Genomic DNA, 14,889 nt, shown 5'->3' with positions numbered 1-14,889 from the left:
CGCCGAACGGGGCCCCCGGGGAATGGTGTCAGATCAACGACGGAGCATGGGCTGCTGCCCGCCGCTCGTCCCCCGAAACCCGGACCCCGGCCCGGTCATGCCGCCATGGGCAGGACCCGGTCGCCCTGGGAAGAGCGGCGACCGCCCCCAACCCTACCGGCCCATATGTACGAGGGTCAGTGCTCAGGTGACTCAACAGGCGCCGAAGTGACCAGTTCTGTCAGTACGCCATGGCAATCCTTGGGGTGCAGGAAGGTGATCCGTGACCCCATGGAGCCGCGTCGGGGCTCCTCGTACAGGACGCGTACGCCCTTGTCGCGGATGTCCGCGGCCTCGGTGTCGACATCCGCCGTACCGAAAGCGATGTGGTGGACGCCCTCGCCGTTCTTGTCCAGCCACTTGGCGACGGTGGAGTCGGGGCGGGTCGGCTCCAGAAGCTGCAGGTAGGAGGCGCCGCCGTCGGAGGTGTCGTTGATCTTGAGCATGGCCTCGCGCACGCCCTGCTCCTCGTTGACCTCGGAGTGGAACACCTCGAAGCCGTAGGTGGCCCGGTAGAACTCGACGGTCCTGTCGAGGTCGAAGCAGGCGATTCCGATGTGGTCGATTCGCGTCAGCATGTAGTCAGTGCAGCGCTCGTGAAACGGTTACGCAACGTGCGCGCGATCACACCGACGGGGCGATGACGGCACGGAGTGCCACTCAGTACATTCGAAGTAAACCCTCGTTCACTCCTCGGCAGTGCAGCCGGTAAGGGGATCGCAGCTCATGTCTGGATCGAACAGCACGACCTCGGTGATCGTCGCGGGCGCCCGTACGCCCATGGGACGGCTGCTGGGCTCGCTGAAGTCCTTCTCCGGAGCCGACCTCGGCGGCTTCGCCATCAAGGCCGCCCTCGACCGTGCGGGGATCGGCGGCGACCAGGTGCAGTACGTGATCATGGGCCAGGTGCTCCAGGCCGGCGCGGGCCAGATCCCGGCCCGCCAGGCCGCCGTCAAGGCCGGCATCCCGATGAACGTCCCGGCGCTCACCATCAACAAGGTGTGCCTGTCCGGCCTCGACGCGATCGCGCTGGCCGACCAGCTCATCCGCGCCGGCGAGTTCGACGTGATCGTCGCGGGCGGCCAGGAGTCCATGACCAACGCCCCCCACCTGCTCCCGAAGTCCCGCGAGGGCTTCAAGTACGGGGCGATCGAGATGCTCGACGCCATGGCGTACGACGGCCTCACCGACGCCTTCGAGAACATCGCCATGGGCGAGTCCACGGAGAAGCACAACACCCGCCTCGGCATCGCGCGCCCCGAGCAGGACGAGTTCTCCGCCCTGTCCCACCAGCGGGCCGCCGCCGCCCAGAAGAACGGCATCTTCGAGGCGGAGATCACCCCCGTGGAGATCCCGCAGCGCAAGGGCGAGGCGGTCGTCCTCAGCAAGGACGAGGGCATCCGCGGCGACACCACCGCGGAGTCCCTGGGCAAGCTGCGCCCGGCGTTCACCAAGGACGGCACCATCACCGCCGGCTCCGCCTCGCAGATCTCCGACGGCGCGGCGGCCGTCGTCGTGATGAGCAAGGCCAAGGCGCAGGAGCTGGGCCTGGAGTGGATCGCCGAGATCGGCGCCCACGGCAACGTGGCGGGCCCGGACAACTCCCTGCAGTCGCAGCCGTCCAACGCGATCCTGCACGCCCTCAAGAAGGAGGGCCTGGAGGTCTCCGACCTCGACCTGATCGAGATCAACGAGGCGTTCGCGGCCGTCGCCGTCCAGTCCATGAAGGACCTCGGCGTGTCCACCGAAAAGGTGAACGTGAACGGCGGCGCGATCGCCCTGGGCCACCCCATCGGCATGTCCGGCGCCCGCCTGGTCCTGCACCTCGCGCTCGAGCTCAAGCGGCGCGGCGGCGGTGTCGGCGCGGCCGCCCTGTGCGGCGGCGGCGGTCAGGGTGACGCGCTGGTCGTGCGGGTACCCAAGGCCTGAGCCCCCTCAGGGAAACGCGTCGAACGGAGCTGTGATGCAGGACGTCTCCACCCTGGTGGCCCAGGCCAGGGAGGGCCGCCCACGGGCCGTGGCCCGGCTGATCTCCCTCGTGGAGGGGGCGTCCCCGCAGCTCAGGGAGGTCATGGCGACGCTGGCCCCGCTGACCGGCAACGCGTACGTGGTGGGCCTGACGGGCTCTCCCGGGGTGGGCAAGTCGACGTCCACCTCGGCGCTCGTGACCGCCTACCGCAAGCAGGGCAGACGGGTCGGCGTCCTGGCCGTCGACCCGTCCTCGCCGTTCTCCGGCGGCGCCCTGCTCGGCGACCGGGTGCGCATGTCGGAGCACGCCTCCGACCCCGGCGTCTACATCCGCTCCATGGCGACCCGCGGCCACCTCGGCGGCCTCGCCTGGGCGGCCCCGCAGGCCATCCGGGTCCTGGACGCGGCCGGCTGCGAGGTGATCCTGGTCGAGACGGTCGGCGTCGGCCAGTCGGAGGTCGAGATCGCCTCCCAGGCCGACACCTCCGTGGTGCTGCTCGCCCCGGGCATGGGCGACGGCATCCAGGCCGCCAAGGCCGGAATCCTGGAGATCGGCGACGTCTACGTCGTCAACAAGGCCGACCGCGACGGCGCCGACGCCACCGCCCGCGAGCTCAACCACATGCTGGGCCTCGGCGAGTCCCGCAAGCCCGGCGACTGGCGCCCGCCGATCGTCAAGACGGTCGCCGCCCGCGCGGAGGGCGTCGACGAGGTCGTGGAGGCACTGGAGAAGCACCGGGCGTGGATGGAGGAGCACGGTGTCCTCGCCGAGCGCCGCCGCACCCGCGCCGCCCACGAGGTCGAGACCATCGCCGTCACCGCCCTGCGTGAACGCATCGGCGACCTGCGGGGGGACCGGCGCCTGGACGCCCTCGCGGAGCGGATCGTCGCCGGCGAACTGGACCCCTACCGGGCGGCCGACGAACTCGTGGAGGGCCTGACCCGGGGCTGAGCCCCTGGTACGTTGACGCCCATGTTCCTCTCCTTGGCGTAGGGCACGCACCGGGCCGCGGTCCGAGCACACCGCTCCCGTGGCCCCTCGGTGTCCTCTCCCACGCCTCCTTCGAGGAACTCACCCATGTCTGCCTCCTATGCGCTGCTGCTGCGCATCCCGCACGCCCGCCGCACCTTCGCCACCGCCCTGCTCGGCCGGCTGTCGTACGGCGTCGTCCCGCTGTCCGTGATGCTCGCCGTGACCCGGGCATCGGGCTCGTACACGGTGGCGGGCGCCGTGATGGCGCTCTTCGGAGCCACCGTCGTCCTCCTGGCCCCCTCGCGGGCCGCCCTCATCGACCGGTACGGGCCGCGCCGGGCGCTCGTGCCGCTGCTCGCCGCCTACCTCGCGCTGCTCGGCCTGCTGACCGCGGCCGTGTGGCGTCCCGGGGCGTCGCCGCACCTCCTGGGCGCCCTCACCGCGCTCGCCGGGGCCGTCGTGCCACCGCTCGGGCCGACCATGCGGACCGTCTGGGCGAGGCTCGCCGAGGAACGGCCGCTGCTCCAGCGGGCCTACAGCCTCGACGGGATCGCGGAGGAACTCCTCTTCCTGACGGGCCCGCTGCTGGTGGGCGTCCTCGTCTCCGTCGCCCCGCCCGCCGTCGGCATCCTCGTCGGAGCGGCCCTCGTCGGGGCGGGGACGGCCGGCTTCGTGGCCTCCCCCGCCGTACGGGCGATCCCTCCCGCCGCGCCCACGGCCCGCCGCGGGACGGGCGAGCGGGGAGTGCTGCGCCGGATCGGCCGGCCGGTCGGCGCGGTCACCGGCGTCGGGCTCGCGATCGGCTCGCTCGACCTGCTCGTCGTGGCCTTCGCCGACCGGCACGGGCACGGCGGGGCGAGCGTGGCCTGGGTGCTGGCCGCCGTGTCCGCCGGAAGTGCCGTCGGCGGGCTGCTCAACGGCGCCGTCGCCTGGCGCGGGCCCGCCGGGACCCGGCTCGCCCTGCTGACCCTCGGTCTGGGCCTGGCCCTGCTGGGCGCGGGACTCGCCCCGGGGCTCGGCACCCTCGCCGTGGTCATGGGGGTCGCCGGGTTCTTCGTGTCACCGGCCATTACCACCGCGTACCTCATCGCCGACGAGATCGTGGGACCCGAGGTGCGCACCCGGGCCGGGGCCTGGGTCAACACGGGCGTGAACGCCGGGAGTACGGCCGGCACGGCCACGGCGGGCGCCCTGGCCGGGCACCTGCCGGTGGCCGTGTGCTTCGCGGCGACGGGGGCGGCGGTCGTCCTGACGGCCCTGGCCGCGGCGAAGGGCGTCGCACCCGCCGGGTAGCGGCCGGCTCAGGCGTCTTCGTCGCCGTCGTCGTCGCGGTCCTGGGTGACCTTGCCCGAGTCGAGGGCGACCTTCCACTCGCTGTGCTTGCCGTCCTTCACGGTCTCCGCCGTCCAGGCCACGGTGCCGTGGTCGTCGTCGAGGCCGACCTCGGTCACCGTGCCCTTCCCGGCGGCGGCCAGAGCGGCCTCGCGGGCGTCGGTCCGCGCGCCCTTCGCCGCGGCGAGCTCGGCCCGGTCGTCGGCGTCGCCGTCGTCGTCCGTGTCGCGCTGGGCGCCGAGCACCTTGCCGGAGTCCGGGGCGATCCGCACGTCGTACTCGGTGCCGTCGCCCTTGACGACGGTCACCTCCCACGCGGCGGTGCCGTCGTCGTCGAGGTCGGCGGAGAGGGCGGTGCCCGAGGTGTGCCCCAGCGCGGCCGCGATCGCCTCGGCCGCGGTGACATCGCCGCCGGAGACCGCCGTACGGTCCTCGGAGGCGTCGTCGTCCCGGTCGTCCGCGGAGTCGTCGTCGCGGTCCGCGGCCGGCCGGACGCTCGTGTCCGACGGGCGCTGCGTCGCCGTCGCGCCGTCGTCGCCCGCCGCGAAGGCCGCGACGGTGCCGCCGGTGGCCAGCGCGGCGGCGGTGAGGGTGGCGATGACGATGTTGCGCTTCATGAGGATTCCTCCAGAGCCGGTCTGCTTCGTTCAGCTTCGTTCGCTTTCGACGACCACCACGCTGCCTGAGGGGAGCTGAAGCCGACCTGAAGCCGCCTGAAGGCGTCTTCAGGTTCGCTTTGCGACGCTGTACGCATGCGCCTGCTGATCGTCGAGGACGAGAAACGACTGGCCCTGTCCCTCGCCAGGGGCCTCACCGCCGAGGGCTACGCCGTCGACGTCGTCCACGACGGCCGGGAGGGGCTGCACCGGGCCGGCGAAGGGTCGTACGACCTGGTCATCCTCGACATCATGCTGCCCGGCCTCAACGGCTACCGGGTCTGCGCCGCCCTGCGTGCCGCGGGCCACGAGGTGCCGATCCTGATGCTCACCGCGAAGGACGGCGAGTACGACGAGGCCGAGGGCCTGGACACCGGCGCCGACGACTACCTGACCAAGCCCTTCTCCTACGTCGTCCTCGTGGCCCGCATCAAGGCCCTGCTGCGGCGGCGCGGGAACGGCTCCGGAGCCTTGCCGGTGCTCGAACTCGGCGGCCTGCGGATCGACACCGCCGCCCGCCGGGTCTTCCTCGACGGCACCGAAGTCACCCTCACCGCCAAGGAGTTCTCGGTCCTGGAGCAGCTCGCGGTACGGGCCGGCGAGGTGGTCTCCAAGGCGCAGATCCTGGAGCACGTCTGGGACTTCGCGTACGACGGCGACCCGAACATCGTCGAGGTGTACGTCAGCACCCTGCGCCGGAAGCTGGACGCGGGCCTCATCCGGACCGTCCGCGGCGCCGGGTACCGGCTGGAGGCCGGGGGATGAGGCGGCTGTTCGGTTCGGTCCGGGCGCGGGCCACGCTGGCCGCGACCCTGGTCGTCGCCGTGGCGCTGGTCGCCGCCGGGGCGGCCGTGCTGCTGTCCCTGCGTTCCAACCTGATCGACCAGGCGGGCACCCAGGCCGAGCGGGCCGCGCGGAACGTCGCCGCCGACCTCTCCGGCGGGACGCCGTACACCGGCCTGGAGCTGGACGACGACGAGCCGGTGCAGGTCGTCGACGCGGACGGCCGCCTGGTCGCGGCCACCGAGCACCTGGAGCGGATCAGCGGCACGGGAGTCACCGAGGTGCGGTCCCGGCCGTCCGCGGGCGGCACGGCGGGCACGGGGGCCACGGCAGGCACCGGGGGGACGGGCGACTCCGTGGGTTCCGGCGACCGCGAGGACTCCGAGGGCTCCGCTGACTCAGAGGACTCCGGGGACTCCGGGGACTCCGGGGACTCCGGGGACTCCGGGGACTCCGATGACGACACGTCGGGGGACGACCGCTCCGTCCTGGAGCCGGGGGAGATCGCCGACGACGTCCGGCTCACGGCCGGTTCCGCCACGGTCGACGGGAAGAGTGCCGACTACCGCTTCGCGGCCGTGGAGGTCGAGGTGCCCGACAAGGGCACCCTCACCGTGTACGCGGGCGCCTCCCTGGACCCCGAGCAGAGCGCGGTGGACACCGCCCAGACCGTCATGCTGGTCGGCTTCCCGCTGCTGCTCGGTGTCGTCGCCGCCGTGACCTGGCTGGTCACCCGGCGCGCGCTGCGCCCGGTCGAGGGCATCCGCGCCGAGATGGCCGCGATCACCGCCTCCGAGGACCTCGCCCGCCGTGTCCCGGTGCCCGACACCCACGACGAGGTGGCCCGCCTCGCCCGCACCACCAACGAGACGCTGGCCGCCCTGGAGACCTCCGTCGAGCGCCAGCGCAGGTTCGTCGCCGACGCCTCGCACGAGCTGCGCAGCCCGATCGCCTCCCTGCGCACCCAGCTCGAAGTGGCCGCCGCGCACCCGGAGTTGCTGGACCTGGACGGGGCGGTCGAGGACACCGTACGGCTCCAACGCCTCGCCGCGGACCTGCTGTTGCTGGCCCGCCTGGACGCGGGGGAGCGGGTCTCCGACGCGCGCATCGACCTGGGGGTGCTGGTGCGGGAGCGGGCCGCCGGACGGGACGGCGTGACGGTCCGGGCGGACGCCGTCGAAGTGACGGGCTCGCGGGGGCAGTTGGAGCGGGTGCTCGACAACCTGCTGGACAACGCGCGGCGGCACGCGCGGTCACAGGTCGCGGTGACGGTACGCCGGGACGGTGACCGCCGCGCCGTGGTCGAGGTCGCCGACGACGGGGACGGGGTGCCGGCCGGGGACCGGGAGCGGATCTTCGAACGGTTCGTCCGACTGGACGAGGCCCGGGCCCGGGACGACGGCGGGGCCGGGCTGGGACTCGCCATCGCCCGGGACGTCGCCGCCCGGCACGGCGGCACGCTCACGGTCCGCGACGCGCCGACAGGCGGAGCCCTGTTCGAACTCCGCCTGCCGCTCGCCTAGTCGTGCCCCGGTGTCAGGGACGTCCCCGCTGCCCGCGCAGATGCTCCGCGATCGGCTTCAGGGCCTTGTCCAGCTCCGTCAGGGACTCGGGCGGTACGAGATCGATGAAGTGCCTCCGCACGGACGCCACGTGATGGGGCGCGACCTTCTGCATCGTCTCCATGCCGTGCTCGGTCAGGACCGCGTACAGGCCGCGGCGGTCGGACTCGCAGTTCTCACGCCGGACCAGGTCCGCGTTCTCCATGCGGGTGATCTGGTGCGAGAGCCGGCTCTTGGACTGGAGGGTGGCGGCCGCGAGGTCGCTCATCCGCATCCGTACGCCCTCCGACTCGGAGAGATTGACCAGGATCTCGTAGTCGTTCATCGTCAGGCCGAACGGCTGCAGGTCCCTCTCGAGCTGATACGTCAACAGCCTGTTGACCTCCAGGTGGGTGCGCCAGGCGCACTGCTCCGCATCGGTCAGCCAGCGCGTGGCCGTCTCGGTCTCCATGAATGAAGTCTACCTAAAAGGTTGAAAGGCGAACTAATGAGGGTGGTGTGACGGTGCGCACGCGTTCGATGTCACACTCCGCAGACTACCGCTCACAGCCCGAAGCGACGCTGGAGGTCCCCGAGCTGTCCGGGAAGGCGCGGTGCCCCCGGCTGCTGTGGCTGGCCTGTGGGTACCCCGTGACCACCGGGTACTCCGGGCTCGGACGGGACCATGCCGGTGGCCTGCTCGGCCATCAGGACCTCGGTCGACTGGAGCAGTACGGTTCCGGCCCCCACGAACTCGAACTGGTGCTCCTCGCCGGAGGCCCCGCCGAGGCCCGTCATCGCACGTAGACCGCCCATAAGGCCGGCCATGTACCCGTGGTCGTAGTGGTGGCAGGGGGAGGGGCAGTCGGCCCAGCCCACAAGCGCTTGCGGGTCCACCCGGATCGGGGGCTCCATGAACACCACCGGACCGTTGGACGCGGCCACGAACTTCCCGGTTCCGATGAGGGTGAGGAAGCCGGGCACGATCGACTGCTTCAGCGCCAGACTTGGCTGAAAAGCGAGCAGATTGCCCGAGCGAATGGTCAGGTTGCCGTCTTCGAGGTCGTACGAATTCACGTCGAAGGCCCGGTCGGCGAGGAGCATCTTGCCCGAGCCCTGCGCCACGACCCAGTCGCTCGCGTGCAGAGGCGAATGGAACGACGTACGGACGAGACCGTCGAGGCGGCCGTGTCCGATGCCGTTGAAATCCATCTGCCCGTAGTAGGCGATCATCTTCCCCTTCTGCAGGAACCACTGGCTCCCCTTGAGCTCCACGCAGAAGGTGTAGTTGTTGACGTTGTCGTCGGACGGCAGCGTCATCGGGTCGTAGACGGTGGGGCCCGCGCCCGGGTAGTGACTCACAGCTTCTCCTCGGACGCCTGGACGTAGACCACGCCGTTCCCGCTGAGCTCCAACTGGAAGGCCTCGCCGGAGCCGCGGCCCACCATGTCGCGCCAGCCGAGCGCCGTCGACAGCTTGTTGCGGACGTCGCCGTAGTGGGCGACGTAGGCCTGCGGGTCCACGTGGACCGGGCGCTGCGGGCTGATCGGGACCTCGAAGACCCCGCCGTGGGCCATCACGGCCACCGAGCCGTGGCCCTTCAGGGTGGTGGTGAACAGGCCCTGGCCGCTGATCTGGCCGCGCACCATGCCCATCACGCCGCCCTGCGAGCCCATGAACATGGTGCCCTGCTGGAGGGTGCCCTCGAAGGCGAGCAGCCGGTCCGCCTCGACGAACAGGGTGTCGCCGGAGAGGTTGATGACGGTGACGTGGTGGCCGCCGTGTCCGAAGAGCACGGTGCCGCTGCCCTCCACCGTCATCAGGGGCGTGTCCTCGTTGGCAACGCGGCGGCCGATCATCGACATGACACCGCCCTGGCCGCCCTGGATGTTCGGGGTGAAGGACACCTCGCCCTTGTACGCCAGCATGGCGCCGCGCTGGCTGAACAGGCGCTGGCCCGGCATGACGGTCGCCTCGACCATCTTGGAGTTGATCTCGCGGAACGGCATCACACATCCCCCGCGATCGTGTTGCGCTCGCTGGGCTGGACGTACACCAGGCCGTCGCCCTCGAAGCGGATCTGGAAGGCCTCGCCGCCGCCCTCGCCCATGAACGTGCGGAACGTCACACCGGACTGGAAGGACTGGTTCAGGTTGCCCTGGTGCGCGATGTACGCGCCGGGGTCCACGGTCAGCGGGTACTGGCGGCTCACGCGCAGGACGACCGCCGGGCCGTCCGACATGATCGCCGCCTGGCCGTGCCCCTCGACCGTGGTCGTGAACAGGCCGTTGCCCTGCGAGGCGCCGCGCATGCCGGTGAAGCTGGTGCCGGTCCTGAGGCCGGCGTCGGTCGCGAGCAGGTTGCTCGACTCCACGTACAGCTTGTCCCCCTGGAGGCTGACGAGGTTGATCTCCGAGGCCCGGTCCGCGAACCAGCACGTCCCGTGCCCCGACACCTCCATCACGGTCATCTGCTCGCCGGTGATGCGCCGGGTGACCATGCCCCGGATGCCCTCACCACCGCCGCTCATCTTCTTGAACGCCATCTGCCCGTCGTACGCGACCATCGAGCCGTTCTTCGCCTTCACGGCGTCGCCGGTCATGTCTACGGCGAGCACCTTGCTGCCTTGGAGTCGAAACATCGCCACGGAGTGAAGGTAGCGGGCGGAGGGGGTTTGCGGACAGAGGTGTGTGTTTCGTGTGCGGCTGGGTGGGGGCGGGCGTTTTGCGCAGTTCCCCGCGCCCCTGAAATGCCTGCGGCGGCCCGCTGCTGTCCGGTGGGGCTCGTGTAGCGCTTTGGGTCCGGTGGGTGGGTCGGTGCCGGGGTGGGGGGTATCCGTCCTCGGTCCGGCGCCTCGGTCTCTTTAGCTGTTGCTCGGTAACGGACGCCGGCCGCTGCGGGCGGACACCCCCCACCCCGTCCCCTCACCGCCGTAAGCGTCTGCACGAACGTCCACCTGCCCCACCCAGGGGCGCGGGGAACTGCGCGACCGGACACGACGGACCCGCACCCGACGGCCGGTAGTGGCGCACGGTCCCTCATGGCACGGGCGACTGCACCTCCCCAGGGGCGCGGGGAACTGCGTGACCGGCCACGACGGACCCGCACCCGCCAGACGGACCCTTTGTGACACGGGCGACTCCAACCCCCCAGGGGCGCGGGGAACTGCGCGACCAGCCGCAACGGACCCGCAGCCGCCCCCCGGCAGAACGCCCCCCGAACCGTTTGTCACAATGGACGGACGTTTGTGCGTTCGTTCACAAGCCGTCGACCGACCTCCCACCGAAGGTGACCCGTGGACCTCAAGACAGCCTCCGCCATCCGACGCCTCCGCCTGGTCTCCGCTCCCGAGGCGATCTCGTTCCTGATCCTGCTCGTCTGCTCGGTGCTGAAGCGGACCACGGACTTCAACGCCGTACCGGTGATGGGCTACGTACACGCCTTCCTGTTCGTCCTGTACGTGGTCTTCTGGCTCGACGCCTGGAACCGCACCAAGTGGTCCGCGAAGACCGGCATCTGGTACTTCGTGCTCTCCGTCCTGCCCACCGGCGGCTTCTTCGCCGAGCGCAGGCTCAAGCGGGAGGCCGAGGACGCGGTCATCGCCTCCCGGGCCCGCCAGGAAGGGATCGTGAACGCATGATCGTCGCCTTCTCCGTGACCCCGCTCGGGGTCGGCGAGGACGTGGGGGAGTACGTCGCCGACGCCGTGCGGATCGTGCGCGAGTCGGGGCTGCCCAACCGCACCGACGCCATGTTCACCTCGATCGAGGGCGAGTGGGACGAGGTGATGGACGTCGTGAAGCGGGCCGTGGCCGCCGTGGAGGCGCGGGCGCCGCGCGTGTCGCTGGTGCTCAAGGCGGACATCCGGCCCGGCGTCACCGACGGTCTGACCTCCAAGGTGGAGACGGTGGAGCGGCACCTCGCAGGCTGACCGGGTCCGCCACCACGGACGAACCCCGGCCCACGCGGGCCGGGGTTTTCTCATGCCCACTGATTGAGCGATCGCTCAAAAGCGTGTAACTTCCCGTCCTGAGAGTTTGAGCGGTCGCTCAAACAGTGAGCTCACCTGGGGGAACATTGGGGCTCTACGTAGAGACACGCATTCGTGCCGATCTCGACGACCTCTGGACGCGGACCCAGGAGCCGTCCCAGCACCAGCGCTGGGACCTCCGCTTCACCCGCATCACGTACCTTCCGCGCGGGACGGCGGACGAGCCGCAGCGCTTCCGCTACGCCACCCGTGTGCTGCCCGGTCTCACCGTCGCCGGCATCGGTGTCGCCGCGGGTGAGCGGGAACGCCCCGACGGCACCCGCACCTCCGCCCTGCGCTTCTCCTCCCCGCACCCCCTCTCGCTCCTGGCCGAGGGCAGCGGCTACTGGCGGTACGTCCCGGACGGCGACGGCGTCCTTTTCCTCACCGGTTACGACTACCGCCCGCGCTGGGGCCGCTTCGGCGCCGTGGCCGACCGCCTGCTCTTCCGCCCCCTGATCGGCTGGGCGACGGCCTGGTCCTTCGACCGGCTGCGGCTGTGGCTGGAACGGGGGATCACCCCGGAGCGGGCCCTGTGGAACTGGCTGGCCGAGCTTCTGGTCCGCGCCGTCGTCGTGCTCGTCGCCGGCACCGGCCTCGGCCTGGAGCGCTTCCTGCGCCTCTTCGGCCCGCTGGCCGCGTCGATGGCGTACCTCTCGCCGCTCCTGCTCGCCCTCGCCATCTCCGTGGCCCTGTTCAAGTCGCCGCTCCCCGGCACCCCGGCCGCCCGGCGCTGTCTGCGCCGGCCCTCCACACGCGTGCGTGCGCCGCGTGTCCTGCGCACCCTGGAGACCCCGCGATGACCTCGATGTTCCGCACGGTGATGGGCGCCGACTTCGACCGCCTCCACCCCCGCCTCCAGCGCCGCTTCTCGGTCGGGCTGACGTCCGGCGAGGCCTGCACCGGCCGGGGCGTGATGGACCGCGTCTGGCACGGCGGGGCCTTCGTGAGGCCCTTCCTGGCCCTCGGCGCGACCCGCAACATCCTGGTGCCGACCCCGGGACGCAACGTGCCGTTCGTGATCGAGAACGTGCCCTACGTCGACACCCACGGCCGTGAGACGGTGACCTTCGTGCGCACCTTCCACCTGCCCGGCGGCCCCCGCCGCTTCGACGCCCAGATGGTGCTCAGCCCCAAGGGCGACCGCATCCTGGACTACCTCGGCACCCACCAGCACCTGGCAAGCGAGCTGCACTTCAGCGCCGAGCCGGACGGCTCGCTGCTGATCCGCTCCGGGGAGCACCGGTTCCGGGAGGGCGTGGTGGACGTCCGGGTGCCCGAGCTGATCGGCGCGACGGCGGAGGTGCGGGAGTCGTACGACGAGCGGGCGGACCGTTTCCGCATCCGGGTCCGGGTCGTCAACCGGTACTTCGGGCCGCTCTTCGGTTATGAGGGGTCCTTCGAGGCGACGTACAGCGACATCGAGACCTGCGGGGTCCGGCCGGGTCTGCGCCCGGTGCGCGAGGAGGTGCGGGCGTGAGCCCCGAGTCCGCCAAGGCCCTGGAGACCAAGACCAAACTCCTCGACGGCGCCCTGCGCACCCTCACCGAACAGGGCATCGCCAAGACCTCCGCCCGCACGGTCGCGGCGGCCGCGGGCGTCAACCAGGCCCTGGTCTTCTACCACTTCGGCACGGTCGACGAGCTCCTCGCCGCGGCCTGCCGCTACGGGGCGGAGCGCTCGGTGGCCCGCTACCGGGAGCGGCTGGCCGAGGTGACCTCGCTGTCCGAACTGCTCGCGGTGGGACGGCGGGTCCACGAGGAGGAGCGGGCCGGAGGCCATGTGGCCCTCCTCGGCCAGCTCCTGGCCGGCGCCCAGACCCACGCCACCCTCGGCCCGGCCACCGCGGCGGGCCTGGAGCTGTGGATCGCCGAGATCGAGAAGGTCCTCACCCGGGTCCTGGCGGCCACCCCCTTCGGTGAGTTCGCCGACCCGGCGGGCCTGGCCCGGGCGGTGGCCGCGTCCTTCGTGGGCATCGAGCTGTACGAAGGAGTCGACGCGGCCGGCGCCACCTCGGCACTGGACGCCCTGGAGCAGCTCGGTGTGCTCGTCGCCGCGCTGGAGGACCTGGGGCCGGTCGCCCAGCGCGCGGTACGCCTCCACCTCCGGCGGACCGGCCGCCGCTGACCCCGTCCCCGCCCCGACCCGAGAGGACCCCCGTGCCCGACAGCGTCTACGAGATCCTGGACGACCGCTTCCTGCCCTGCACCAAGGGCGACAGCAGGCTGGAGACCCTCCACGACGGCTGCCGCTGGGCCGAGGGACCGCTGTACCTGCCCGCCTGGCGCCAGCTCGTCTGGAGCGACATCCCGAACGACCGCCTCCTGCGCTGGGACGAGGCCACCGGCACTGTCGGCGTCCTCCGCTCCCCGGCCGGCAACAGCAACGGCAACACCGTCGACCGGCAGGGGCGGCTCGTCACCTGCGAACAGGGCAACCGCCGCGTCACCCGCACCGAGCCCGACGGCACGGTGACCGTGCTGGCCGAGCGCTGGCAGGGCAAGCGCCTGAACAGCCCGAACGACTCCGTCGTGCGCTCCGACGGCACGATCTGGTTCTCCGACCCGGACTTCGGCATCCTCAGCGACTACGAGGGGCACCGGGCTCCCTCGGAGATCGGGGCCTGCCACGTGTACCGGATCGATCCGGGCACGGGCGAGGTGTCCCTCGCCGCGGACGGGCTGGACGGGCCGAACGGGGTGATCCTCACCCCCGACGAGCGGCGGCTGTACGTCTCGGACTCACGGGCGGCCCGGATCCACCGGTACGACGTCCACGCCGACGGCACCCTCTCGGACGGCGAGGTCTTCGCCGAGGCCCCCGCCGGCGTCCACTTCGACAACATCCGCTTCGACGACGAGGGCCGCCTGTGGGCTGCCGCCCTGGACGACGGCATCCACTGCTACGCCCCCGACGGCACGCTCCTCGGCCGCGTCCGGGTGCCGGAACGGGTGGCCAACGTGACCTTCGGCGGCCCGAAGAAAAACCGCATGTTCATCACGGCGACGACTTCGCTGTACTCGCTGATGATGTCGGTGACGGGGGCGGGGCGGGTCTAGGGGAGTGCCGGTCCGCTCGCCGGGAGGGTGCGGGTCGGTGGGGGCTTGTCGCGCAGTTCCCCGCGCCCCTGGGGGGTTGGAGTCGCCCGCGTCACGAGCGAGCGTGCGCCACGAGCGGCCGTCTGACGGGTGCGGGTCCGTCGTGGCCGGTCGCGCAGTTCCCCGCGCCCCTGGGGGGTTGGAGTCGCCCGTGTCACAAAGGGTCCATCTGGCGGGTGCGGGTCCGTTGTGGCTGGTCGCGCAGTTCCCCGCGCCCCTGGGTGGGGCAGGTGGACGCTCGTGCAGACGCTTACGGCGGTGAGGGGACGGGGTGGGGGGTGTCCGCCCGCAGCGGCCGGCGTCCGTTGCAGAGCACCACTCAAGGGACCGAGGCGCCGGACCGAGGACGGATACCCCCCACCCCGGCACCGACCCACCCACCGGACCGCACGCGCTGCACACGCCCCCACCGGACAGTAGCGGGCCGCCGCAGGCATCAGGGGCGCGGGGAACTGCGCAAAACGCCCGCC

General features: G+C 71.8%; 17 protein-coding genes. 11 read left to right on the top strand and 6 right to left on the bottom strand.

Features of this window, described 5'->3' with window-relative positions:
• Positions 1 to 176: 176 nt before the first annotated feature.
• Positions 177 to 617: a methylmalonyl-CoA epimerase gene (gene mce, locus ACZ66S_RS05035; RefSeq protein WP_469899749.1), complete on the bottom strand. Its 441-nt coding sequence runs from the start codon at positions 615 to 617 to the stop codon at positions 177 to 179.
• 148 nt (positions 618 to 765) lie between these two features.
• Between mce and ACZ66S_RS05030 the strand changes: the two genes are divergently transcribed.
• The 3 genes from ACZ66S_RS05030 to ACZ66S_RS05020 all read left to right on the top strand — a co-directional run bounded on the left by ACZ66S_RS05030 (position 766) and on the right by ACZ66S_RS05020 (position 4,273).
• On the top strand, positions 766 to 1,968 hold the full coding sequence (locus tag ACZ66S_RS05030; RefSeq protein WP_469899747.1) for an acetyl-CoA C-acetyltransferase: 1,203 nt from the start codon (positions 766 to 768) through the stop codon (positions 1,966 to 1,968).
• A 34-nt stretch (positions 1,969 to 2,002) separates the two neighbouring features.
• Positions 2,003 to 2,959: a methylmalonyl Co-A mutase-associated GTPase MeaB gene (gene meaB / locus ACZ66S_RS05025; protein ID WP_053851462.1), complete on the top strand. Its 957-nt coding sequence runs from the start codon at positions 2,003 to 2,005 to the stop codon at positions 2,957 to 2,959.
• 126 nt (positions 2,960 to 3,085) lie between these two features.
• Positions 3,086 to 4,273: an MFS transporter gene (locus ACZ66S_RS05020; RefSeq protein ID WP_469899746.1), complete on the top strand. Its 1,188-nt coding sequence runs from the start codon at positions 3,086 to 3,088 to the stop codon at positions 4,271 to 4,273.
• A gap of 8 nt (positions 4,274 to 4,281) precedes the next feature.
• On the opposite strand, the gene ACZ66S_RS05015 is transcribed toward ACZ66S_RS05020, so the two are convergent.
• On the bottom strand, positions 4,282 to 4,929 hold the full coding sequence (locus ACZ66S_RS05015) for a PepSY domain-containing protein (RefSeq protein WP_469899745.1): 648 nt from the start codon (positions 4,927 to 4,929) through the stop codon (positions 4,282 to 4,284).
• A 135-nt stretch (positions 4,930 to 5,064) separates the two neighbouring features.
• Between ACZ66S_RS05015 and ACZ66S_RS05010 the strand changes: the two genes are divergently transcribed.
• Together ACZ66S_RS05010 and ACZ66S_RS05005 are read left to right on the top strand one after the other, a co-directional pair.
• A complete protein-coding gene (locus tag ACZ66S_RS05010; RefSeq protein ID WP_469899744.1) occupies positions 5,065 to 5,733 on the top strand; it encodes a response regulator transcription factor in 669 nt (222 codons plus the stop codon).
• A complete protein-coding gene (locus ACZ66S_RS05005; RefSeq protein WP_469899742.1) occupies positions 5,730 to 7,274 on the top strand; it encodes a sensor histidine kinase in 1,545 nt (514 codons plus the stop codon). The genes ACZ66S_RS05010 and ACZ66S_RS05005 overlap by 4 nt, the downstream gene beginning before the upstream one ends.
• 13 nt (positions 7,275 to 7,287) lie before the next feature.
• Here ACZ66S_RS05005 and ACZ66S_RS05000 read toward each other — a convergent pair whose 3' ends face one another.
• The 4 genes from ACZ66S_RS05000 to ACZ66S_RS04985 form a co-directional block, all read right to left on the bottom strand.
• Positions 7,288 to 7,764: a MarR family winged helix-turn-helix transcriptional regulator gene (locus ACZ66S_RS05000; protein ID WP_468381853.1), complete on the bottom strand. Its 477-nt coding sequence runs from the start codon at positions 7,762 to 7,764 to the stop codon at positions 7,288 to 7,290.
• A gap of 92 nt (positions 7,765 to 7,856) precedes the next feature.
• Positions 7,857 to 8,654 (bottom strand): AIM24 family protein, encoded by a 798-nt coding sequence (locus ACZ66S_RS04995; RefSeq protein ID WP_469899740.1) that lies wholly within the window; start codon positions 8,652 to 8,654, stop codon positions 7,857 to 7,859.
• Positions 8,651 to 9,301, bottom strand: a complete 651-nt coding sequence (locus tag ACZ66S_RS04990; RefSeq protein WP_469899739.1) for an AIM24 family protein — start codon at positions 9,299 to 9,301, stop codon at positions 8,651 to 8,653. Before ACZ66S_RS04990 ends, ACZ66S_RS04995 begins: the two co-directional genes overlap by 4 nt.
• On the bottom strand, positions 9,301 to 9,933 hold the full coding sequence (locus tag ACZ66S_RS04985; protein WP_393600764.1) for an AIM24 family protein: 633 nt from the start codon (positions 9,931 to 9,933) through the stop codon (positions 9,301 to 9,303). Before ACZ66S_RS04985 ends, ACZ66S_RS04990 begins: the two co-directional genes overlap by 1 nt.
• 654 nt (positions 9,934 to 10,587) lie before the next feature.
• Between ACZ66S_RS04985 and ACZ66S_RS04980 the strand changes: the two genes are divergently transcribed.
• The 6 genes from ACZ66S_RS04980 (at position 10,588) to ACZ66S_RS04955 (ending at position 14,380) form a co-directional block, all read left to right on the top strand.
• Positions 10,588 to 10,932: a DUF3817 domain-containing protein gene (locus ACZ66S_RS04980; RefSeq protein ID WP_469899738.1), complete on the top strand. Its 345-nt coding sequence runs from the start codon at positions 10,588 to 10,590 to the stop codon at positions 10,930 to 10,932.
• Positions 10,929 to 11,222, top strand: a complete 294-nt coding sequence (locus tag ACZ66S_RS04975) for an MTH1187 family thiamine-binding protein (protein WP_053847384.1) — start codon at positions 10,929 to 10,931, stop codon at positions 11,220 to 11,222. Before ACZ66S_RS04980 ends, ACZ66S_RS04975 begins: the two co-directional genes overlap by 4 nt.
• A 146-nt stretch (positions 11,223 to 11,368) precedes the next feature.
• The gene (locus ACZ66S_RS04970; protein ID WP_469899736.1) at positions 11,369 to 12,124 is read left to right on the top strand and encodes a hypothetical protein; all 756 of its coding nucleotides are present in this window, start codon (positions 11,369 to 11,371) and stop codon (positions 12,122 to 12,124) included.
• Positions 12,121 to 12,801, top strand: coding sequence for a DUF4166 domain-containing protein (locus tag ACZ66S_RS04965; RefSeq protein WP_469899734.1), 681 nt, complete (start codon positions 12,121 to 12,123; stop codon positions 12,799 to 12,801). Before ACZ66S_RS04970 ends, ACZ66S_RS04965 begins: the two co-directional genes overlap by 4 nt.
• The gene (locus tag ACZ66S_RS04960) at positions 12,798 to 13,448 is read left to right on the top strand and encodes a TetR/AcrR family transcriptional regulator (RefSeq protein WP_469899733.1); all 651 of its coding nucleotides are present in this window, start codon (positions 12,798 to 12,800) and stop codon (positions 13,446 to 13,448) included. Before ACZ66S_RS04965 ends, ACZ66S_RS04960 begins: the two co-directional genes overlap by 4 nt.
• A 32-nt stretch (positions 13,449 to 13,480) precedes the next feature.
• Entirely contained in the window at positions 13,481 to 14,380 is a 900-nt protein-coding gene (locus tag ACZ66S_RS04955; protein WP_469899732.1) for an SMP-30/gluconolactonase/LRE family protein, read from the top strand.
• The last annotated feature ends 509 nt before the right edge of the window (positions 14,381 to 14,889 follow it).

The organism is Streptomyces sp. NPDC107471, assembly GCF_055582845.1.
Note: the sequence above shows the minus strand (reverse complement) of the source record. Positions and strands in the feature narration are given on the sequence as shown.